This window comes from Yersinia sp. Marseille-Q3913, from assembly GCF_963892745.1.
Lineage (GTDB): Bacteria > Pseudomonadota > Gammaproteobacteria > Enterobacterales > Enterobacteriaceae > Yersinia > Yersinia bercovieri.
In genome coordinates, this window is record NZ_CAWQAF010000007.1 from 57,255 (window position 1) to 78,371 (window position 21,117).

A 21,117-nucleotide genomic window follows, 5' to 3' on the forward strand; every position below is an offset into this window, starting at 1 on the left:
CGATAATCTTTTTTTATTGATAGATTTTTATTTCAATGAGTTTGTTTTTTATAGTGATTATCAAGTTTTCATAGAAACTATTACTTTTAATTTTATTAATGTTTGTGGGCCACACACTCTTAGTGCTATCTCTGTTATGCTAATCAGCAATCACTGTAAGGTAAGAGAATGGATGAGATAATTATTGGCAACATTATATTTACTCCGACAAAAAGAACAATTAATAAAGGGGGGGCTGTTGTAAAAATAAGAAATAAAGAGTCTGAGGTGCTGTCTTTATTGTGTCACCATTATCCTTCATCACTCTCTCGTGAGGATATTGAGAAGGAAATATGGGGCGAGAGCTATGTCACTGACAATACATTGACACAAACCATTAGTAATTTACGTAATGCGCTTGATGATAAGGATCATGAGATAGTGACGACAATCCCTAAAAAAGGGTACTCTATTAGTATTAAGCCTAGCTTTATCTCATCAGACTTTCCGCAAGATTTGAGATTCACCCAAGCTGATTCAACAGTAGGTGTTAAACCTAAATCTATCTCTTTATCCCCCAGGTTTCTAAGTTTTCATTATAAAGTTATTATGTTGGTAGTCTCTGTTGTTTTCTTTTTTATTTCATTTGAATTAACCTCAAATCACTATCAGATTAAAATTAATGAGGTGAAATCCTTACCCATATTAGTTGGTTTAGATCTGGTCCGAGACAAAGAGTTTTTATCCTTATATAAAAAAGACCCCTATGTTTTTTTGAAAAGAAGGAGTGATGGTGGATATATTGCATGTAAATATAATGATGGAGAGTTGATGTGCGAAAAAAAATAGTAATCCCTATACTTGTTTTTGTATTTTTAGGTCTGTTTGCAGGATATATCTCAGGGAGAGTGTATTCTTATATTCACCCAATGAAAGATATAGAAGGCTATTGGGAGATGAATAGCCGTCTTAGTCATGGGATTAGTGTTTATCATATTTATTCGCGAATCAGTATTATAAACAGAGAGGTCAATTCATCTGTTGATGTTTATGATGATAATCACTATGTAAAAGCAAGGCGTAATATTGTTTTTGATGTGATGGATACTGATAGTAATATTTTAACGGGCAAGATATTATCTGTATCAATTATGAATGATGATGATCGTGACTTAAATGATTTTCTTAATACCCCCTACACGATAAGTCATCCCTCTATCTATAGGTTAAATGAAAATACTATTTTTATAGAGCAATCCCAAGGGCATCCTGTAAATAGTTTGCGATTATTGACACGTATTAATACATGATTATATATTTTTATTATTTGATTTTGCTATCAGGCCGACAGTAAAGCGTTTGTTTTATAATCAACACCTGCATTTTTTGAAATATTGCTGTTATAATTGATGGGTAATATAGATATATCAACCATAACTAAGTGTGAAAATAATGTTCTCACGCATTAAGTCTTTTGTTGTGAAATTTATATTAAATGTTAACTGTATAGGGCTATTTAGTAACGGCAGGTTTGGCATACTCTCTGGTCTGATATTGGTTATTAGCCTTTTCTCTTTATTACAGCTTTTTTCTATAGGGTATTTATCTTATATATTAGATAACACTAAAGTTAATGTTGAACGTGCAAATTATAGCCATCAACAGGAGGTGTTAATGGATCGTGCGCGAATGGAGCTATTAATTGCCAGTGATAAGCTCAATCGTATATGGTGGATAAAGAGACTGGCTCAGAAGGTAGTTGGAATAGCCTCTTGAGCGAAGCACTGGAATCCATGCAACAGTCACAGAAAAATTATAGTCAACTATTGCAACTCTCTGTCCATGATGATCGCCATGAGCTCATCGCCTTAAAGGAGAGTTATCAGCAGCTGTATCAAGGGTTAACCGAGATTGGGCAAGGATTGTCTAAAAATAGCAATATAAAAGAGAACTCGCTGAGTGCCGATCAAGCTAATTATTTGGCAAATAAGACAAAAGTGATCGCCAGTCAGGGGGGAGAGATGATGTCGAGTGTGGTGAGTTCCATGGCTGATATCTCTACCGGTTCAAGGGAGATAACCGAAATTATTACTTTGATTGAGTCGGTGGCTTTTCAAACCAATATTTTGGCGTTAAATGCAGCCATTGAAGCGGCCCATGCCGGTGAGCATGGGCGTGGATTTTCCGTTGTGGCGCGAGAAGTGGGCATGTTAGCGCATAAGAGTGGCAATTCCGCACTGAATATTAAGCAGTTGATCTATAGCTCTTCGAAATCTATATCCGCAGGCTCCGCTCTCGTCGCACGTTCTGGTGATAACTTACGGGAAATCATTGATGCAGTTAAAAAAGTGACGGATTTGATGGCAGAAATATCAGCGGCATCGCACTTTCAAAGTGAAGGTATCGAAGATATCACCACGCAAGTGGGAATGATTAATGAAGTCATAAGGTTGAATGCGGAGTTAGTTGAGCAATCAACGCGCGCATCCGAAGCATTACAAAAACAAACGTATCAACTCAATCAATCAGTGGCCCGTTTTTGTTTGCCCGCCATGAAGCGACCTGCTCAGCCTCTTGTTGAGGAGGTCGCCATCAGTTTTTAGTGCACGATACTGTTTTGCAGCATCTCAGCCCAGGCTGATGGGTTACCGTAATAGTCACTTGCGGGTAGAACAGTCATTTTTCCCTGTTCGTCTTGCAGTACAAATGTGGGAAATCCATGTCCGCGCACTTTCGCCAGTAAAGCGCGACTTTCAGCAATATGCTGGGTGGATGCTGCCTGAGCGGTGTTGAACGCGTCAATAAACGCATCCCTGCTCAGGCCAATATCCGTGGCAAGTTCAGCTAACACTTCTGGGGCAGCAATATGTCGGCCTTCTATATAATGCGCTTGCTGAATACAATGCAGCATATCGGCTCCGCGTCCAGCCAGCGCCTCTGCTGCCAGAATGGCAACAATAGGTGGCGTGGAGTCCATGACGGCTGAAGTATCATTCAGTAAATGATTATAGTAAGCGTCACCAAAGGTTTGCCCGGTTAACTGGGCAATACGTTGGTCGTGGGGCATAACATAACCGCGCCATTGGCTATCAATCTGCCGGCGATTGGCCCCAGACATCATTCCGCCGCCGTGCAATATCAGTGTTAAATTAGCAATATCTTGCGCGGCTTGAACCAATGGCGCAGCACCATAGCACCAGCCACATAATGGATCGAAAATGTAATGCAATTTTGTAGCGGCCATTATGGCTTCCTCTATTTTATTTACTGGCATATATGTTATTTGCTGGCATGGCAGAGTTGAGTGTCGATTAATTCTAGCTGCCTCTACTGAGGCCATTTCATCTCGTTTTTTAATACTTTGGCACTTAATTCCAGGCTGGATTTATCTTTTAGCTCAGGATAATGTTTTTCCATCGCCCCTATCAGCTCAGCGGAATCTTTTGCTTTAGGGATCTCTGCATTTAATGTGGTCAAATAGTTCTGAGTGAAGGTCACTGATGCCAATGTTTGTGGCGCATTATCCAGATAGTGCCCCGGAACTACAGTCACAGGTTGTAAAGCTTTAATCTTTTCTAATGTTGTCAGCCAGTGCTGGCGCGATTCTGCTGTTTGGGTATCAGCAACCCATAAATGGATATTACCGGAGACCGCAACTCCGCCGACTACCGCTTTTAATGATGGGATCCAGACAAAGGTTTTTTCTGGTGATGGGCCGTCTAAGCCTTCAACCTCAATCTGGTGGCCATCAATCGTAAAACTCTTACCTTGCAGCGGTTGTGGCACAATCACATGGGTCGGCGCGTTCTCTTTCAAAATTGGCCCCCAATAGGCCATTTTACCCGCCTGAGTGACCTCGATCTCTTCGATAGTTTGCGGCGTCGCGAGCACTTTGGCGTGTGGGAACGCTTTGGTAATCACCTCCAGACCAAAGTAGAAGTCGGGATCTGCCTGGCTGATGTAGATGGTGGTCAGTTTTTTGCCGCTTTGCTGGATTTTCTTCACTAGCGCTTCGGCGTCATTGCGCTGAAATTGGGCATCAATTAAGGCCACTTCAGTTTTGCCGCTGATAATTTCCGACGACACCGGGAAGATACTTTTTTCTCCGGGGTTGTAGACCTCCATTTTTAGGGTGTCAGCAGCATTAGCCGTTGATACCGCAGCAAAAATAGCCATACCGGCGAAGATAGTTTGTAATCGTGTTTTGTTAAACATGTGGGTTGTCCTGAGAGTGACTGGGTATGGGCTAGATAATAGATTGCATATATCGATAGAAAAACCCGATAATGAGCAATTGTTTGTTGCGTAAATCGGGCTAATCATGGATAGAATCACCGCCGCAGAGGTCTTTGTCGCGATTGTTGAGCGGGGCAGTATGATTGCCGCCGCCGAGTCGTTGGCGATGTCACGCGCCATGGTGACACGCTATCTGGCGCAGATGGAGCAGTGGGCAGGGGTGAGATTACTGCACCGGACAACCCGAAAGTTGAGTCTGACTCACGCGGGGGAGACGACACTTGAGCGCTGCCGACGGATGCTGGAGTTTGCTCAGGATATGAATGCCGTGGTGGGGCCGGAGAGCGGCGGCCTGCATGGTTTATTGCGCATCAGTTGCTCTCAGTCACTCGGGCAGAGCGCGCTGGTGATTGCCGTCACTGACTATCTGCGCCGCTATCCGCAGGTTGCGGTTGATTTGCAAATGAATAATCGCGCAGTCAATTTAGTCGAAGAACGTATTGATCTGGCATTACGTATTACCAATGAGCTAGACCCTAATTTGATAGCTCGACCACTCGCTATTTGTCATTCAGTGGTCTGCGCCTCACCAGCTTATCTATCTGCCAGGGGAATGCCAAAAGAGCCATCTGATCTGGCGGTACACAACTGCCTGACCTACTCCTATTTCGGTAAAAGTTTATGGCATTTTGACCAGCAGGGCGTGAAGTCATCTGTTGCCGTCGGGGGGAATTTGAGCGCCAATGAGTCGGTGGTTTTACTCAGCGGGGCGTTAGAGGGGGCTGGTATCACCTTGCAGCCCAGCTACTCTGCCGCGCCTTATATTGCCCGCAGGGAGCTGATTAGGTTATTACCTGATTATCAACCGCAGGCTATGGGTATTTACGGCATCTATACTTCTCGGCGACAAATGCCCGCAACATTAAGAACAATGTTAGATTTTTTGGTGGAGTGGTTCGCCACGCACCCGCTGCCTAACTGAAGTTACAGCGGTAATAACCATTACTGGTAATAATTTGATTTGCCTGCTACCTATATGGCGGGTAAATATTGTCTGACTGGGAGCTTCTATTATGCCTGTTGCGCTGTTGGCATTAGCACTGTGTGCCTTTGCTATTGGAACCACCGAATTTGTCATTATGGGGCTGCTGCCTCAGGTGGCGGGTGATTTACACATCTCGATTCCGACCGCCGGTTGGTTAATCAGTGGTTATGCGCTAGGGGTGGCGATTGGCGCTCCTATCATGGCGGTGCTGACGGCTAAGCTACCGCGTAAAAAGACATTATTGCTGCTGATGGTGATTTTTATTATCGGTAACCTGATGTGCGCCATGGCATATAGCTATGATTTCCTGATGCTGGCGCGGGTGATTACCGCGTTGTGCCACGGGGCTTTTTTTGGTATTGGGGCGGTGGTGGCCGCCAATCTGGTCGCGCCCAATCGTCGAGCTTCAGCGGTAGCACTGATGTTTACTGGCTTAACCCTCGCCAATGTGCTCGGCGTACCATTGGGGACTGCGCTGGGGCAGACTTTTGGCTGGCGATCCACATTCTGGGTAGTTTCGGTTATTGGCTTATTCTCTCTGGCCGCGCTCTACCGCAAGTTACCCTCATCTTTGGAAGAGGCTCCGACCGAATTACGTAAGGAAATTGCCGCATTACGGGGGGGCGGGATCTGGCTCTCTCTGCTGATGACGGTCTTTTTTGCCGCCGCGATGTTTGCTCTCTTTACCTATATCGCACCTATTTTGACCGAAGTGACAGAGGTTTCTGAGCAGGGTGTCAGTTGGACACTATTGCTGATGGGGGTGGGCCTGACACTGGGGAATATTGTCGGTGGGCGGCTAGCCGACTGGCGCTTATCCGTCAGTCTGACCATGACATTCTTGCTAATTGCGGTATTTTCTGCCCTGTTCAGTTGGACCAGCTACTCCTTATTCGCGGCGGAGGTGACACTGTTTCTCTGGTCTGCGGCGGCATTCTCGGCGGTGCCAGCCTTGCAAATCAACGTAGTCGCCTATGGCAAAAAAGCGCCCAATTTGGTGTCGACACTGAATATTGCGGCATTCAATGTCGGCAATGCGTTGGGCGCGTGGGTGGGCGGTATGGTCATTGCGCGCGGACTCGGTTTGACGGCGGTCCCACTGGCAGCGGCGGGACTAGCGGTTATCGGGCTGTTGCTGTGCCTGTTTACCTTCTCCCGTGCGCGGGCGGGTAAGGTGAAAGCAGCTTAGTTAAGTCAGTATCAGTTGACTATTGTTGGGTGATCACCATGTCCAGCCGCTGCTGGAAGGTGATTGCCTGCCGTTTTAAATGCTCGATAAAGGTATCCACCAAGGCGGATGATGGCCGATGTATCGGCTGTATCAGGCTGATAGTAAAGGGGATTTCGACACTGAAAGGCCGCACGCAAACCCCTTCCTCCATCCCTTTGCTGATATAATCCAATGCCGTCAGTGGGTTAACGATTGATACGCCCACCCCTTCCTGCACCATGGCACAAACCGATGCGGCGCTGTGAGTCTCCAGCACCAGCCTGCGGCTAATGCCTTGTTCAGTAAATAGATTATCCAGCAGTTGGCGATAACTGTCGGTGACTGACAGACTGATAAAGTTTTCGCCCTGGAAATCTTGTGGCGTCAGCACGGATTTTTCCCGCAATGGATGGTCGCTGGGCAATACACAGACTTCATTTACCGTCATCAGTGCATGGCGCAATGTCCCGGCTGGAGTCTGGGTATTCTCGGTCAGCCCCAGGTCATGGCGCTGGGCTGAGAGCCACTCCTCCAGTAAGGGGGACTCCTGCGGGATCACACTCAAGCTCACTTCCGGGTAGCTTTCAATAAAGGGTTTGCACACTGCGGGTAGCAGTGATTGCGAAAACACCGGCAGACAGGCAATCGATAGCTGTGCCTGTTGGAATTGGCGGATCCCCTCGGCAGCTTGCCGGATGCGGTCAAGGCCGTAATAGGAGCGCTGCACCTCTTCAAATAGCCGCAAGCCTTGTACTGTTGGGTAAAGGCGGCCGCGCACGCGATCAAAGAGTTTTAGTTGGACTAATTGCTCGAAGCGGGCCAGTTCACGGCTGACCGTGGGTTGTGATGTTTGCAGTAGCAGTGCCGCTTCCGTCAGATTGCCAGTGGTCATCACACCATGAAATATTTCGATTTGTCGTAGAGAAATGGCGGGCATCACGGCGCTCCTGCGGTGGCGTAAAAATAGTCTAACCCATATCATAAATGAATAGACTCAGGCTAAATAGATATTTTCATAACAAGAACAGGATTGTTAATAATAAGGTATCAGCGAAACCGCTCCTTTCGCCCAACATATTGATTGACCCAATTATTAGGAAAGCCCTATGCCGCGCGCACTTAACGACACCTCTTCAGCTCTGACTGCCCAAAACCTGATTGCTCTGCCTGAGCGTTTTGGCTGCCCGGTGTGGGCCTATGATGGCGATATTATTACTCAACGTATCAATCAATTACGCCACTTTGATGTGATCCGTTTTGCGCAAAAAGCCTGTTCGAATATTCATATTCTGCGCCTGATGCGTGAGCAGGGTGTCAAAGTGGATTCAGTCTCGCTGGGTGAGATTGAGCGCGCGTTAGTTGCTGGTTTCCAGCCGGGGCAAGAACCGGCTGAAATTGTGTTTACTGCCGATCTGCTGGATCAGGCCACACTATTGCGGGTGACGGAGTTAACTATTCCGGTCAATGCCGGCTCCATCGACATGCTGGATCAACTGGGGCAACACGCGCCCGGTCATCCAGTTTGGCTGCGCGTCAACCCAGGTTTTGGTCATGGTCACAGCCAGAAAACCAATACGGGGGGTGAAAACAGCAAGCACGGCATCTGGTATCAAGATCTACCGCAGGCTATCGAGAAAATAGCGCAGTACGGTTTAACCCTGGTCGGTATTCACATGCACATTGGCTCGGGTGTTGACTACCAACATCTGGAGCAGGTCTGTGACGCGATGGTTGAGCAGGTGGTAACACTGGGGCAGGATATCAGCGCAATTTCGGCAGGCGGCGGCTTGTCGATCCCTTATCAGTTTGGCGATGATGAGATTGATACCGAGCATTACTACGGCTTATGGAACAGCGCCCGTGAGCGCATCGCCGCCCACTTGGGTCATCCGGTCAGCCTGGAAATTGAGCCGGGCCGTTTTCTGGTGGCGGAGTCTGGTGTGCTAATCGCGCAGGTGCGGGCGGTTAAAGAGATGGGTAGCCGTCACTATGTGTTGGTGGATGCGGGCTTTAACGATTTGATGCGCCCTGCGATGTACGGCAGCTACCACCATATTTCGCTGCTACCGGCGGATGGGCGCTCACTCAGCGCTGAACCGCTTATTGAGACGGTGGTCGGTGGCCCGCTTTGTGAGTCAGGTGATGTCTTTACTCAGGAAGCGGGGGGCGGGCTAGAGACGCGGCCACTGCCTGCGGCCCGAATTGGCGACTATCTGGTGTTCCATGATACCGGCGCTTATGGCGCGTCGATGTCATCTAACTACAACAGCCGCCCGTTATTGCCGGAAGTGCTGTTCGAGCAAGGGCAGCCGCGTTTAATCCGCCGTCGGCAAACCATCGAAGAGCTGATCGCGTTAGAATTGGTTTAACAGCGGTAACCCCCGCTTCACTCCTCTGTCACGGCTTGCGGGCTGGCGACAGAGTGGCGGCGCACGAGTGTCGGGCTAAACATATTGGTTATCTCTGGCAACGGGGTATGGTTAGCCAGCGCCAGTGCTAACTCCGCCGCTTGTGTTGCCATCGCCACCACCGGATAGCGGATGGTGGTCAGTCGTGGCCGCAAATAGCGAGAGATCAACACATCGTCAAAACCGATCAGTGAGATCTCTTGCGGCACTTCGATGCTGTTATCACTGAGAACCGACAGTGCGCCAGCGGCCATGGAGTCGTTATAACAGGTGACGGCGGTGAAATGTTTGCCACGGCCAAGCAGGTCGGTCATGGCTTGTTCGCCACCTATCTCATCCGGTGTACCGTAAGAGATCAAACGATCATCAACGGCGATATCAAACTCTTTTAGTGCATCCAGATAGCCCTGCAGCCGGTCAATGGCATCGGAAATCTGGTGGTTGGAGCAGATAATCGCTATCCGCTTATGGCCTTGCTGAATCAGATGGCGAGTTGCCAGCCAGGCACCGTAACGATCATCTAATGCGACACAGCGGGTTTCGAAACCGGGCAGAGTGCGATTGATCAGCACCATACCGGGGATCTGCTCCATCAGTGAAGTCAATTCTTCATCGGATAATTTTTTGGCGTGAACCACCAGTGCGGCGCAGCGATGGCGGATCAGTTGCTCGATAGCCTGGCGCTCTCTCTCCGCATCATGGTAACCGTTACCAATCAGCAGGAAATTACCGGTGGCATAGGCCACTTGTTCTACCGCTTTTACCATTGAACCAAAGAAGGGATCTGACACATCAGAGACAATCATACCGACAGTTTCGGTGGATTGCTGGGCCAGCGCGCGGGCATTGGCATTGGGGTGATACTGTAACTGCTCCATGGCGCTAGATACCGCCACACGTGATGCCTCACTGGCCTTAGGCGAATTATTGATAACACGAGATACCGTCGCGACGGAAACACCCGCCAGCCTGGCAACATCCTTAATAGTGGCCATTTTTCTTCCAGAGATTTTTAGGGTAATCGCTTACATCACTCAGTTTTGCGGAAAACTGCCTTGCCCGCAAGGGGGGATGATCGCAACTTGGTGAGAAAAAACTAAAGAAAAAGCAATTAGGCGCATTAGCTGTTGCTTTCGCGAATCCAGATGCTTTATTGACCCCCGGTCGTCGACATTTTCCTTAGTACCAAAGCATCATATTTAGTCGAAATTGTGCTTTGGTTTTATGGCCTGATGAGTGTTACGTTTATGTTCTAATTAATCGTCTGAGACACCCATGTCCATCATCCGTTACCCCCAGCTTGCCCACTGGGGCGCTTATACTGCTGTCGTCGAAGATGGCAAGTTGATCCGCTGTGAGCCTTTTGCCGATGACTCCAACCCTTCGCCACTACTGGGATCCATCACGCCGATGGTTTATTCCGACAAACGTATTCGCAAGCCAGCAATACGGCGTTCATGGCTACAACAGCGGGAGAAGAGTGATCGCACCCTGCGCGGACGGGAAGATTTTGTTGAGGTAGATTGGGATGTAGCGCTGGATTTAGTGGCCGAAGAGAGTCGCCGGGTGCGGGATCGCTATGGCCCTTCAGGACTATTTACCGGCTCATACGGTTGGTCTTCTGCAGGGCGTTTACATCACGCGCGCTCATTAGTCCGGCGTTTCTATTTCGCTGGCGGTGGTGGTGTCGATCAAATGGGCAATTACAGCTGGGGATCGGCACAGTTCTTCCTGCCCTATGTGATTGGGACTTTTAGCCCGCTGACCGGCAGGGTGACATCTTGGCCGAGTGTGGTTGATCATTGCGAACTGTTTCTCGCCTTTGGCGGGCTGGCACTGAAAAATGCCCAAGTCTCTTCTGGCGGTTCGGCGGAACACTCACTGAAACCCTGGCTGGAGAAGCTGGCGCAAAAAGGCACGCCGGTTATCAACATCAGCCCGATGCGAGACGACTGCCCCGCTTTTGTTAATGCGGAGTGGATACCGATCCGCCCGAATACCGATGTGGCACTGATGCTGGCGCTGGCTTATGAAATCCAACGCTTTGATGGGCAGGATGAATCTTTCCTCGCCACTCACTGTGTGGGCTATGAGCAATTAGCGGATTACATCCGTGGCGTGAATGACGGTGTGGCGAAAACACCGGATTGGGCCAGTGAGATTACCGGCATTCCGGCGGCAAGAATTAGCCAATTAGCACAGCAACTTATTGGTGTGCGTAGCTTTATGACCTGCTCCTATTCAGTACAGCGCGCCCACCGCGGCGAACAACCTTACTGGATGGTAATTGCACTATCGGCCATGTTGGGGCAAGTGGGGCTGCCCGGCGGCGGCTTCTCATTTGGTCACGGATCGATGAATGGGGTGGGTAACCCGCGTATCGACACCCCTGGGCCAACGATGCCGGTGGGCAAAAATCCCTCCGGGCTGGCGATCCCGGTGGCGCGGATTTGTGACATGCTGCTGCAACCGGGGCAGCCTTATGAGTTTCAGGGCGAAACCCACAGCTATCCCGATATTCATTTGGTGCATTGGGCGGGTGGCAATCCATTCCACCATCATCAACAGCTGAATCGGCTGGTGGAGGGGTGGCAAAAGCCGGACACGGTGATTGTGCAGGATATCTGGTGGACACCGGCGGCTAAAATGGCGGATATCGTGCTGCCAGTGACCAGTTCGCTGGAGCGCAATGATATTGGCGGCTCATCACGGGATCGCTATGTTCTGGCGATGCATCAGGCGATTGCACCACAGCATCAGGCCCGCAACGACTTTGATATCTTTGCCGATCTGGCTGAGCGGCTGGGTTATCGCGACGACTTTACCGAGGGCCGCGATGAGATGGCGTGGATTCGGCATATCTACCAGGAGTGCGGTGTTGCCCAACAGCCGCACGGGGTTGAGTGGCCAGATTTTGCGACATTCTGGCAACGGGGCCATGTTGATCTTCCGGCACCGCAGCAAGAGTTCGTGTTCTTTGATAACTTCCGCAGCGATCCACAGGCGCATCCACTGCAGACGCCCAGTGGCAAAATTGAGCTATTTAGTGAGAAGATCGCCAGTTACCAATATGCCGATTTTGCGCCACACGCCGAGTGGAAACCGCCGGTAGAGTGGCTGGGCGCGCCGGAAGCTGAGCAGTGGCCGCTGCATTTGATCTCGATTCAACCGGCAGATCGCCTGCACAGTCAGCTCGATCCCGCACCATTAGCACAGGGGAATAAAACTGCGGGTCGTGAAACGCTCTATATGCATCCACAAGATGCGGCCAGCCGCAAGATAACTGAGGGCAGTCAGGTGCAAGTCAGCAATTTACGGGGCAATTGTCTGGCGGGGGTGCGGATTACTGATGGCGTGACCCGTGGTGTGGTGCTGATGGCAACCGGTGCCTGGTTTGATCCCGGTTTTGGTGGCAAGCAGCATAAAGTGGAGCAATCTGGTAATCCTAATGTCCTGACCTTGGATATCGGAACCTCTCCCTTGACCCAAGGGCCGAATGCGATGAGTTGTTTAGTTGAGGTCGCGCTTTGTGAATAGGGGGCCTACTGCAATGAATTACAAACCTTTTCGCCTTTTTGACAATGTTCACTGCTGGTTACACTTTGCACGCAAATGTTTCGATTGCTAGCTAGCTGTGGCACCACACAAGTGGCTATCCTGATTGTCCCAGAGGTATTAATTGGTGAGTGATCAACATACGCTGTGTGTTAAAAACCAGTTTTTGATTTGCACCGACCTACGCAGATGCGTAGGTTTTTTTTTATTTGTTCGCGCCCGCCACTTTCAGCCTCTCCCTGCAGATAAATCTTCCACTATTATAGTATTCTCTCTTTATCGGATTCATTGGCTTATAGAGAGACAGAGATGGTTTATCGCTTGCTGCGCACTCTTTTTCGTGGGTTATTTCGTGTCACCATTGAGGGGGTCACTGACCAGTTTACGCATCAGAAACTGATCATTACGCCCAATCATGTCTCTTTCCTTGATGGTATTTTGTTAGCGCTCTTTCTGCCGATTAAGCCGGTTTTTGCGGTCTATTCCAGCGTCACAGAGAGCTGGTTTATGCGCTGGCTCAAACCATACGTCGATTTTGTCGCCCTCGATCCCACCAAACCCATGGCCATCAAACAGTTGGTCAGAATGGTCGAACAGGGCAGGCCGGTGGTGATATTCCCTGAAGGGCGCATCACCGTGACCGGTTCATTGATGAAAATCTATGATGGTGCTGCATTTGTTGCCGCGAAATCTGGTGCAGCGGTGATTCCCATCCGGTTGGAAGGCCCCGAATTTAGCCGCTTTGGCCGATTAGCTGAGGTACTGAAAGTCCGCTGGTTCCCGAAAATCAGCATTTATGTCTTACCCGCCACCCATCTACCGATGCCGCAAGCGCCGCGCGCCCGTGAGCGCCGGGTGCTGGCTGGTGAGCGCTTACATGCCATTATGATGGCGGCCCGGATGGCTATTGTGCCACGGGAAACCCTGTTTGAAGCGCTGCTGGCGGCCCAAACTCGCTATGGGCGCTTTAAGCCCTGTATCGAAGATATCTCCTTTAAGGAGGATAGTTACCAAACGTTGCTGAAGAAGATCCTTGGTGTCAGCCGTATCTTGCAACGTTTTACCGCGCCGGGGGAGCACGTTGGCATGTTACTGCCAAACGCGACCATCACGGCGGCGGCTATTTTCGGGGCTTCAGTGCGCGGGCGCATTCCGGCGCTGCTGAATTACACATCGGGTGCCAAGGGGCTGAAGAGTGCGATTACTGCGGCCTCATTGAAAACTATTGTCACATCGCGCCAGTTTCTGGATAAAGGCAAGCTGACCCATCTGCCGGAACAGGTGACTGAGGCCAATTGGGTCTATCTGGAAGATCTCAAAGATACCGTGACACTCGCAGATAAGTTATGGATTTTATTCCACTTATGCTGCCCACGCCGGGCGATGCTGCCACAGCAGGCAGATGACAATGCCCTGATTTTGTTTACCTCCGGCTCTGAAGGCAATCCGAAAGGGGTGGTGCATTCGCACGCCAGTTTATTGGCGAATGTCGAGCAAATCCGCACTATTGCCGACTTTACGCCTCGTGATCGCTTTATGTCGTCACTGCCGCTGTTCCATGCTTTTGGTCTGACCGTGGGGCTATTCACCCCGCTGATGACCGGTAGCCGCGTATTTCTTTACCCCAGCCCGCTGCACTACCGCGTAGTACCTGAGTTAGTGTATGACCGCAACTGTACCGTGCTGTTTGGCACCTCAACCTTCCTGGGCAACTACGCCCGCTTTGCGCACCCCTATGATTTTGCTCGCTTGCGCTATGTGGTGGCGGGAGCCGAGAAGTTAGCCGATAGCACCAAGCAGATTTGGCAGGATAAATTCGGCATTCGTATTCTGGAAGGCTATGGCGTCACTGAGTGCGCGCCAGTGGTGGCAATAAACGTGCCGATGGCGGCGAAAGTGAATAGTGTCGGCCGCATTCTGCCGGGGATGGAGTCCCGATTGATTAAGGTGCCGGGTATCTACCAAGGGGGGCGTTTGCAGCTACGCGGCCCCAATATCATGCGTGGCTACCTGCGGGTAGAAAATCCCGCAGTACTGGAGCAACCTTCGGCTGAAAATGCGCAGGGCGAACAGGAGGCCGGTTGGTATGACACCGGTGATATTGTTGCCATTGATGAGCAGGGTTTTTGCACTATTCGCGGCCGAATGAAGCGTTTTGCCAAATTGGCGGGCGAAATGGTTTCACTGGAGAGCGTGGAGCAACTGGCACTGCGGATCTCGCCAGAAGGGCAACATGCCGCGGCGGCTAAAACTGACAGTACCAAAGGTGAAGCTTTGGTGCTGTTTACCACCGACAGTGGAATGACCCGCGAGCAATTGATAAAAGCTGCGCGCGAGAGCGGCGTGCCGGAGCTGGCCGTTCCGCGTGATATTCGGGTGGTGAAAGCGTTGCCGCTACTCGGCAGTGGCAAACCTGACTTTGTGACGTTAAGCAAAATGGCGGAAGATCCGGAGATGAGTCTATGAGTCAGCAAGCAATAGCCGATAAACCTTTGTTATCCCGAGGGATGATCGCAGTACTCTGCGCGCAGTTTTTCTCGGCGTTTGGCGATAATGCACTGCTTTTTGCCACTCTGGCACTTATTAAGCAGCAGCTATATCCCGACTGGAGCCAGCCCATTTTGCAGATGGCTTTCGTCGCGACCTATATCATTCTGGCACCTTTTGTCGGGCAGTTTGCTGACAGCTTCGCGAAAGGGAGAGTGATGATGGTGGCGAACGGCTTGAAGTTAGCGGGCGCGCTGGTGATCTGCTTTGGTTTCAATCCATTCTTAGGCTATAGCCTGGTGGGTGTAGGAGCTGCGGCTTATTCACCGGCTAAATATGGCATCTTGGGTGAGGTAACCTCCGGCGAACAACTGGTGAAAGCAAATGGCATGATGGAAGCCTCGACTATCGCCGCTATTTTACTGGGTTCAGTGGCCGGCGGTGTGCTGGCCGACTGGAATTTGATTGCCGCCTTAGGGGCCTGTGCGCTGGTGTACGCCATTGCAGTGGTCGCCAATTTATTTATTCCACGTTTAGCGGCTGCCCGAGCAGGCAGCTCATGGCGGCCTCGGGCGATGACGAGCAGTTTTTTTACCGCCTGTCGGCTCCTATGGCGTGACGGCGAAACCCGCTTCTCACTGGCGGGAACCAGCCTGTTTTGGGGGGCAGGGGTCACGCTGCGCTTCCTGTTGGTACTCTGGGTGCCTATCGCGTTAGGGATCACCGACAACACCACGCCGACCTTACTCAATGCCATGGTGGCGATAGGGATTGTGGTTGGAGCTGGGGCTGCCGCGCGCTTTGTTACCCTTAAAACCGTGAAACGCTGCCTACCCGCAGGTGTGTTGATTGGGGTGGTGGTGGCCATTTTTGCCCTGCAACACAGTATGCCAATGGCTTATTTATTGTTGATTATCATTGGGATTTTGGGCGGATTTTTTGTGGTGCCACTCAATGCCTTGCTTCAAGAGCGCGGTAAACAGAGTGTTGGTGCGGGTAATGCTATCGCCGTGCAGAATCTGGGTGAGAACACCGCCATGCTGCTAATGCTGGGTTTGTTCTCAATGGTGGTCAAACTTGGGGTGCCCGTGGTGGCAGTCGGCGTGGGGTTCGGTGTGATATTTGCACTGGCTATCGCACTACTTTGGGGCTGGCAGTGGTGGCAACTGCGGCATAAAACGGTGGAGTGATGATAACCAAGATAAAAGCCGAATTAATGCCGCACGTGAATGTAAGGGGTGGATCAATCAGGGAATTTTGTCGGTATTGGCTCAGGGGTTAAAGCGCCCCGGAGCCAGATATTATGCCTTCGGGGGCGTCGGTTAATGGCCCTTGGCCGCCTCTTCAATCAACGCGATGATCTCATTGGGATGGGAAGCCAGAGAGGCATGGCTGGAATCCAGACGAATGGTTTTCTTCGGTTTCATCCGTTCGGTAAACCACTGCTGAGTTTCTGGCGGGATCATATTGTCCTGATTGGAAATCTGATACCAACTGGGTTTAGTTTTCCACGCCGGTTCTGCCGAGACGTCTTCAAAGCAGTGGCCTGAGGTCGGTTTCTGCGCCACGGCCATCACGATGGCTTCGGTTTTATCTAAGTCGTGACAGAAACTTTCGTGGAATTTATCCCGCTTAATCCAAAGAAAACCATCCTGATCCGGAACCAGATTGGCCGCACCGGAAGGGAGGTCACGCAGTTGAAAAATAGAGCTAAGGCTTTCGCCTTTATCTGGCGCAAAGGCAGCAACATAGACCAGCCCAACAACCTGCGGCAGGTCGCCAAGTTGCGAAATCACCATCCCACCATAGGAGTGGCCTACCAGAATGGTGGGGCCTTCCAGTGATGCCGCTAGCTTTTTCGTACGCTCCACGTCATCTGCCAATGATGTTAATGGGTTTTGCACCGCGTAGACAGGATAGTTTTTGTTGTGTAGCGCAGGAATAACATGACGCCAGTGAGAGCCGTCGCCCCATGCGCCGTGTACCAATAGGATATTCGGTTTTTTTGCCATTTTATGCCCCGTATTATCAGTAAAGAACATGAAATAGGGATGTGGGTAGGGCTGATATCAGCCCTATCACAGTCGCCTAAAGTATAGTTCAGGCATAGCTTTCCTGGAAACGTCGGCCTATATCACGGGCGGATGATGTCTTGACCCAGCGAAACTGAGCGGATTTTTTCCATTTTAATTCAGTTGCTTATGGTGCAGGGAAGGTGAAGCGAGTATGAATCTCTTCCAAGGCATCCAACACTTCCTGACCCAACACCATATTCTGGCTATCAATATTACTTTTCAGCTGTTCCAACGTGGTTGCGCCTAATAATGTGCTGGCAACAAAGGGTTGCTGTCGCACGAAGGCCAGTGCCATCTGCGCCGGATCGAGGCCGTGACATTTTGCCAGTGCCACGTATTCAGCGACAGCTAACTGAGGTTGGGTTCCGGTATAGCGGGTGAAGCGGCTGAACAGGGTATTGCGTGCACCAGCAGGTTTTGCGCCATTAAGATATTTGCCACTCAGGGTGCCGAATGCGAGGCTGGAGTACGCCAGCAGTTCAACCCCTTCGTGCTGGCTAATCTCAGCTAAACCCACTTCAAAGCTGCGGTTAAGCAGGCTGTAGGGGTTTTGAATTGACACAATGCGCGGGAGATCATGCTTCTCTGCCAGTTGCAGATAACGCATTACCCCCCATGGCGTCTCATTCGAGACACCGATATAACGAATTTTACCGGCCCGCACTTGCTCATTCAGCGCTTCCAGTGTCTCAAGCAGGGTCACAACCGCGGTCTGTTCGCTGTAGCGATAGTTCAGCTTGCCAAAGCAGTTGGTCTCCCGTTGCGGCCAATGTAATTGATAAATATCGAGATAATCAGTATTGAGCCGCCTGAGGCTATCTTCCAGCGCGATACGGATATTTTTCCGGTCCAGCGCCATATTCGGGCGAATCGGCTGATCGCTCCCGCGAGATGGCCCGGAGACTTTGCTGGCTAAAATGATTTTATCCCGGCTACCGCGTGCTTTTATCCAATTACCAATGTATTGCTCAGTCAACCCTTGGGTTTCTGGCCTTGGGGGAACGGGGTACATTTCTGCGGTATCGATTAAGTTAATACCGGCTGCAACGGCATAATCCAGTTGAGCATGGGCATCGGCTTCACTGTTTTGCTCACCAAAAGTCATGGTGCCCAGACCCAACAGGCTGACTTCTAGTGAACTGTGGGGGATACGATGATATTGCATTGCCGACCTTCCTTAATGTCTGAAATTATCAGGCCATACCCTGGGTACATGGCGTTGCTGTCTCGCCAATGATTTGGGTATAAGTCTAACTCGCCTTATTCGACTATAACGAAGCGCAGCAGTAGGGGGAAGCCTGTAAGGCGAAAGTGTAAAAAAAAGTGAGAAACGGGTGCGTTGAACCGCACCCGGAGGTGATTATGCTTTTTTATCAGCAGGCTTACTTTTCTTTCCGCGCATTAGATTCAGGGTTTCAACACCCATTGAGAAGAACATTGCGAAGTAAATGTAGCCTTTTGGAATGTGGATCTGGAAACTTTCCAACATCAGCGTGAAGCCGACCAGGATCAGGAAAGAGAGTGCCAGCATTTTGACTGATGGGTGACGGTTAACAAATTCACCAATCGGCCTGGCAGCAAACATCATCACACCCACAGAAATAATCACCGCAGCCATCATAATGAACAGATGGTCTGACAGCCCAACAGCCGTGATGACTGAATCCAGACTAAAGATGATATCCAGCAGCATGATTTGCACGATGGCACCGAAGAATGAGCTAACGTTGCTGCTGTGCTCAGTATCGCTGCCTTCGATGGTTTCATGAATCTCTTTACTGGCTTTCCAAATCAGGAATAGTCCCCCTAACAGCAGGATCAAATCTCGCATGGAGACACCATGGCCCGCTAAGGTAAACAGCGGTTCAGTCAGGCGAATTACCCAAGCTATAGACGCTAGTAATGCCAAACGCATTAACATTGCCCCTGCTAAGCCTATGCGGCGGGCTTTGTTCTGCTGTGCTTTAGGTAATTTTGCGACCACCAAAGAGAGGAAAATAATATTGTCTATCCCGAGAACAATCTCAAGGATAGTTAACGTGCCCAGCGCCAACCAGGCATTTGGATCGGCAATCCATTCAAACATTGCGCCTTTACACCTTACGGAAACACAAAAATACAATTATACGCTTTTATTTATCAATCGGAACATATCTGGCGTAATTAGCGGAGCGACTGAGCCGCAAGCAGAATCAGTTCCGATGAAATGTTACAATAGAAAGTGGCGAGCCAGCATAGGACCGGTAAAAGTTTTTTTCAGATAAAATCCACGGGGTAAGGTCATGATAGGCTGCCCCTGCTCGCCGATGGCTTCAGTCAATGCGCGGCTATTGGCCGCCTTCGGGCGTAACTGCAACACCTCGCCATGGCGCGCGGTGATGGTTTCGACTCTACCCAAAACGATAAGGTCCATTAACTCTTCCCAGTCGCGACGCAGCAACTCCTCTTCTTGCGCATTCGGGCTCCACAATAAAGGTGCGCCAACCCTACGTTCTGCCAACGGAATTTGCCGCTCCCCTTCGACCGGCACCCACAAGACTCTGGCCAATTTATGCCGCACATGGCTATTTTCCCAAGTGATGCCGCTATTCCCGGTCAATGGTGCGACGCAGACGAAGGTGGTTTCCAGCGGTTTGCCTTGGCCGCTGATCGGAATGGTTTTAAGCTCAATCCCGATATCTGCAAAGTCCTGCTCAGGTTTACTGCCCGCGCTGGCCCCCAGATAGAACTCCAGCAACATGCCAACCCAACCCTTGACGCGTTTTAAATCTGCCGGGATGACCCATTGCGCACGTGCCGCCAACTCACCTAGGGTAAAACCTGACAAAGCTTGAGCGCGTTGAAAAAGTTGAAGTTCATCGGTAGGAGGGGCTGGTGGCAGTGAATAGACAGACATTGATGAAAACCTGCTAAAGTCGGTTAAAAAACAAACTGAATTAAAAGTGATGGTATCTGTGTTGTTGCTTAATGCAGTATAAATGAATAATAGCATGATTTAACGGAAGTTTTCTTGGCTTCGGCGAAGGGAATATTTTTACTCTGGCTATCTTGTGCACCTACTGACAGTAATAATGAACAGGATCTTACACCTATTTATCCACAGATTTCTTGGATAACCTCAGTAAATCACGATCACTGGTTCAATTTACAGCCTTGACGAGCGCTTTTTTTGCGAGTTTTGCTATTTTTTGCATAACTTTGCTTCATTATCTGTGGATAAAAACTGCATTGATGGATCTTTAGCCAGCACCAGATCCAAAACGGATGTAGGTCACATTTTGGTGTTGTAGATACCGGTGTTAAACCTGTTACCTGATTGAAATTAATCATTTATTTTTTTAGATATTTTTGTCGTATTATTAGTTTAAAATGAGTTGTACCCGCTTTACCCTAGAGTTCTGCACACCTATATCCACAGAAAAAGTGAATAAAACCGCGTGTCGGTCTCTTAGGGTGTTTATAACTTTGCTAATATCTGTGAGTTATCCCAAAGTTATCAGGTTTTACTGTCTGATAAGCAGTGGTTTACCGCCTGTTCCTAGTGTGAAACAATCAGGGCATCTTTGCGTTTTTAAGTTTATCGAGGTAGTCCGGTGATCGATGATGATGGCTACCGCCCGAACGTGGGTATCGTAATTTGTAATCGGCAAGGCGAAGTGTTGTGGGCCAGGCGCTACGGTCAGCACTCTTGGCAGTTTCCTCAAGGGGGAATTAACCCCGGTGAAACACCAGAGCAGGCTATGTATCGCGAACTTTTTGAAGAGGTCGGACTGAACAAAAAGGATGTCCGAATTCTGGCTTCAACCCGCAACTGGTTGCGTTATAAATTACCGAAACGTTTGGTGCGTTGGGATACAAAGCCGGTGTGCATCGGCCAAAAGCAACGATGGTTTCTGCTACAGTTAATGTGCAATGAAGCCGATATCAACATGCAACGCAGCAGTACCCCGGAGTTTGATGGCTGGCGATGGGTCAGTTATTGGTATCCGGTGCGTCAGGTGGTCTCTTTTAAACGTGATGTTTATCGTCGCGTAATGAAAGAGTTTGCTCCAACCGTCATGCCTGTGCAGGAGATTGCTCCGCCACGGGTGCCGCCTGCTTATCGCCGTAAAAGAGGTTAAG

The 21,117-nt window shown here is 49.9% G+C and carries 17 protein-coding genes and 1 pseudogene; 10 read left to right on the forward strand and 8 right to left on the reverse strand.

Going from position 1 to position 21,117, the window contains the following annotated elements; translation table 11 throughout:
• Window positions 1-168: 168 nt before the first annotated feature.
• From AACW11_RS03705 to AACW11_RS03715, 3 genes and pseudogenes are all read left to right on the forward strand, one after another.
• Window positions 169-828 (forward strand): winged helix-turn-helix domain-containing protein, encoded by a 660-nt coding sequence (locus AACW11_RS03705; RefSeq protein ID WP_212586009.1) that lies wholly within the window; start codon window positions 169-171, stop codon window positions 826-828.
• Window positions 813-1,289, forward strand: coding sequence for a hypothetical protein (locus tag AACW11_RS03710; protein WP_212586010.1), 477 nt, complete (start codon window positions 813-815; stop codon window positions 1,287-1,289). The genes AACW11_RS03705 and AACW11_RS03710 overlap by 16 nt, the downstream gene beginning before the upstream one ends.
• Before the next feature lie 142 nt (window positions 1,290-1,431).
• A pseudogene (locus AACW11_RS03715) lies at window positions 1,432-2,582 on the forward strand (methyl-accepting chemotaxis protein).
• Here AACW11_RS03715 and AACW11_RS03720 read toward each other — a convergent pair.
• Window positions 2,579-3,223, reverse strand: coding sequence for a DsbA family protein (locus AACW11_RS03720; protein WP_212586011.1), 645 nt, complete (start codon window positions 3,221-3,223; stop codon window positions 2,579-2,581). The pseudogene AACW11_RS03715 and the gene AACW11_RS03720 sit on opposite strands and share 4 nt — an antisense overlap.
• 83 nt (window positions 3,224-3,306) lie before the next feature.
• A complete protein-coding gene (locus AACW11_RS03725) occupies window positions 3,307-4,194 on the reverse strand; it encodes an MBL fold metallo-hydrolase (protein WP_212586012.1) in 888 nt (295 codons plus the stop codon).
• Between the two features lie 106 nt (window positions 4,195-4,300).
• Between AACW11_RS03725 and AACW11_RS03730 the strand changes: the two genes are divergently transcribed.
• Both AACW11_RS03730 and AACW11_RS03735 read left to right on the forward strand, forming a co-directional pair.
• A complete protein-coding gene (locus AACW11_RS03730) occupies window positions 4,301-5,197 on the forward strand; it encodes a LysR family transcriptional regulator (protein WP_212586013.1) in 897 nt (298 codons plus the stop codon).
• Between the two features lie 91 nt (window positions 5,198-5,288).
• Complete coding sequence (locus AACW11_RS03735) at window positions 5,289-6,449, forward strand: MFS transporter (RefSeq protein ID WP_212586014.1); 1,161 nt, start codon at window positions 5,289-5,291, stop codon at window positions 6,447-6,449.
• A 19-nt stretch (window positions 6,450-6,468) separates the two neighbouring features.
• On the opposite strand, the gene AACW11_RS03740 is transcribed toward AACW11_RS03735, so the two are convergent.
• Window positions 6,469-7,407, reverse strand: a complete 939-nt coding sequence (locus tag AACW11_RS03740; protein WP_212586015.1) for a LysR family transcriptional regulator — start codon at window positions 7,405-7,407, stop codon at window positions 6,469-6,471.
• 169 nt (window positions 7,408-7,576) lie between these two features.
• Here AACW11_RS03740 and lysA point away from each other — a divergent pair, with 169 nt between their 5' ends.
• Window positions 7,577-8,839, forward strand: coding sequence for a diaminopimelate decarboxylase (gene lysA / locus AACW11_RS03745; protein WP_212586016.1), 1,263 nt, complete (start codon window positions 7,577-7,579; stop codon window positions 8,837-8,839).
• A gap of 17 nt (window positions 8,840-8,856) precedes the next feature.
• Here the strand turns inward: lysA and galR are convergent, their stop codons facing one another.
• The gene (galR, locus tag AACW11_RS03750) at window positions 8,857-9,873 is read right to left on the reverse strand and encodes an HTH-type transcriptional regulator GalR (protein ID WP_212586017.1); all 1,017 of its coding nucleotides are present in this window, start codon (window positions 9,871-9,873) and stop codon (window positions 8,857-8,859) included.
• A 280-nt stretch (window positions 9,874-10,153) separates the two neighbouring features.
• Here galR and AACW11_RS03755 point away from each other — a divergent pair, with 280 nt between their 5' ends.
• From AACW11_RS03755 to lplT, 3 genes are all read left to right on the forward strand, one after another.
• Window positions 10,154-12,415 carry a molybdopterin guanine dinucleotide-containing S/N-oxide reductase gene (locus tag AACW11_RS03755; protein ID WP_212586018.1) on the forward strand — a complete coding sequence of 754 codons (2,262 nt, stop codon included), beginning with the start codon at window positions 10,154-10,156 and terminating at the stop codon, window positions 12,413-12,415.
• Between the two features lie 327 nt (window positions 12,416-12,742).
• Complete coding sequence (aas, locus tag AACW11_RS03760) at window positions 12,743-14,899, forward strand: bifunctional acyl-ACP--phospholipid O-acyltransferase/long-chain-fatty-acid--ACP ligase (RefSeq protein WP_212586019.1); 2,157 nt, start codon at window positions 12,743-12,745, stop codon at window positions 14,897-14,899.
• A complete protein-coding gene (lplT, locus tag AACW11_RS03765; RefSeq protein ID WP_212586020.1) occupies window positions 14,896-16,110 on the forward strand; it encodes a lysophospholipid transporter LplT in 1,215 nt (404 codons plus the stop codon). Before aas ends, lplT begins: the two co-directional genes overlap by 4 nt.
• A gap of 132 nt (window positions 16,111-16,242) precedes the next feature.
• On the opposite strand, the gene AACW11_RS03770 is transcribed toward lplT, so the two are convergent.
• The 4 genes from AACW11_RS03770 to mutH form a co-directional block, all read right to left on the reverse strand.
• Complete coding sequence (locus AACW11_RS03770) at window positions 16,243-16,932, reverse strand: alpha/beta hydrolase (RefSeq protein ID WP_212586021.1); 690 nt, start codon at window positions 16,930-16,932, stop codon at window positions 16,243-16,245.
• A 187-nt stretch (window positions 16,933-17,119) separates the two neighbouring features.
• Entirely contained in the window at window positions 17,120-18,160 is a 1,041-nt protein-coding gene (locus AACW11_RS03775; protein ID WP_212586022.1) for an NADP(H)-dependent aldo-keto reductase, read from the reverse strand.
• Between the two features lie 195 nt (window positions 18,161-18,355).
• Window positions 18,356-19,081, reverse strand: coding sequence for a TerC family protein (locus AACW11_RS03780; protein WP_005272887.1), 726 nt, complete (start codon window positions 19,079-19,081; stop codon window positions 18,356-18,358).
• Window positions 19,082-19,204: 123 nt separating this feature from the next.
• Complete coding sequence (mutH, locus tag AACW11_RS03785; protein ID WP_212586023.1) at window positions 19,205-19,891, reverse strand: DNA mismatch repair endonuclease MutH; 687 nt, start codon at window positions 19,889-19,891, stop codon at window positions 19,205-19,207.
• A 697-nt stretch (window positions 19,892-20,588) separates the two neighbouring features.
• Between mutH and rppH the strand changes: the two genes are divergently transcribed.
• Window positions 20,589-21,116 (forward strand): RNA pyrophosphohydrolase, encoded by a 528-nt coding sequence (gene rppH, locus AACW11_RS03790; RefSeq protein ID WP_005272897.1) that lies wholly within the window; start codon window positions 20,589-20,591, stop codon window positions 21,114-21,116.
• The last annotated feature ends 1 nt before the right edge of the window (window position 21,117 follow it).

What these genes read in the sequence shown, in the direction of transcription:
- AACW11_RS03705 (WP_212586009.1), top strand. Translation starts at nt 169, where the DNA reads ATGGATGAGATAATTATTGGCAACATTATATTTACTCCGACAAAAAGA.
- AACW11_RS03720 (WP_212586011.1), bottom strand. Translation starts at nt 3,223, where the DNA reads ATGGCCGCTACAAAATTGCATTACATTTTCGATCCATTATGTGGCTGG.
- AACW11_RS03725 (WP_212586012.1), bottom strand. Translation starts at nt 4,194, where the DNA reads ATGTTTAACAAAACACGATTACAAACTATCTTCGCCGGTATGGCTATT.
- AACW11_RS03730 (WP_212586013.1), top strand. Translation starts at nt 4,301, where the DNA reads ATGGATAGAATCACCGCCGCAGAGGTCTTTGTCGCGATTGTTGAGCGG.
- AACW11_RS03735 (WP_212586014.1), top strand. Translation starts at nt 5,289, where the DNA reads ATGCCTGTTGCGCTGTTGGCATTAGCACTGTGTGCCTTTGCTATTGGA.
- AACW11_RS03740 (WP_212586015.1), bottom strand. Translation starts at nt 7,407, where the DNA reads ATGCCCGCCATTTCTCTACGACAAATCGAAATATTTCATGGTGTGATG.
- lysA (WP_212586016.1), top strand. Translation starts at nt 7,577, where the DNA reads ATGCCGCGCGCACTTAACGACACCTCTTCAGCTCTGACTGCCCAAAAC.
- galR (WP_212586017.1), bottom strand. Translation starts at nt 9,873, where the DNA reads ATGGCCACTATTAAGGATGTTGCCAGGCTGGCGGGTGTTTCCGTCGCG.
- AACW11_RS03755 (WP_212586018.1), top strand. Translation starts at nt 10,154, where the DNA reads ATGTCCATCATCCGTTACCCCCAGCTTGCCCACTGGGGCGCTTATACT.
- aas (WP_212586019.1), top strand. Translation starts at nt 12,743, where the DNA reads ATGGTTTATCGCTTGCTGCGCACTCTTTTTCGTGGGTTATTTCGTGTC.
- lplT (WP_212586020.1), top strand. Translation starts at nt 14,896, where the DNA reads ATGAGTCAGCAAGCAATAGCCGATAAACCTTTGTTATCCCGAGGGATG.
- AACW11_RS03770 (WP_212586021.1), bottom strand. Translation starts at nt 16,932, where the DNA reads ATGGCAAAAAAACCGAATATCCTATTGGTACACGGCGCATGGGGCGAC.
- AACW11_RS03775 (WP_212586022.1), bottom strand. Translation starts at nt 18,160, where the DNA reads ATGCAATATCATCGTATCCCCCACAGTTCACTAGAAGTCAGCCTGTTG.
- AACW11_RS03780 (WP_005272887.1), bottom strand. Translation starts at nt 19,081, where the DNA reads ATGTTTGAATGGATTGCCGATCCAAATGCCTGGTTGGCGCTGGGCACG.
- mutH (WP_212586023.1), bottom strand. Translation starts at nt 19,891, where the DNA reads ATGTCTGTCTATTCACTGCCACCAGCCCCTCCTACCGATGAACTTCAA.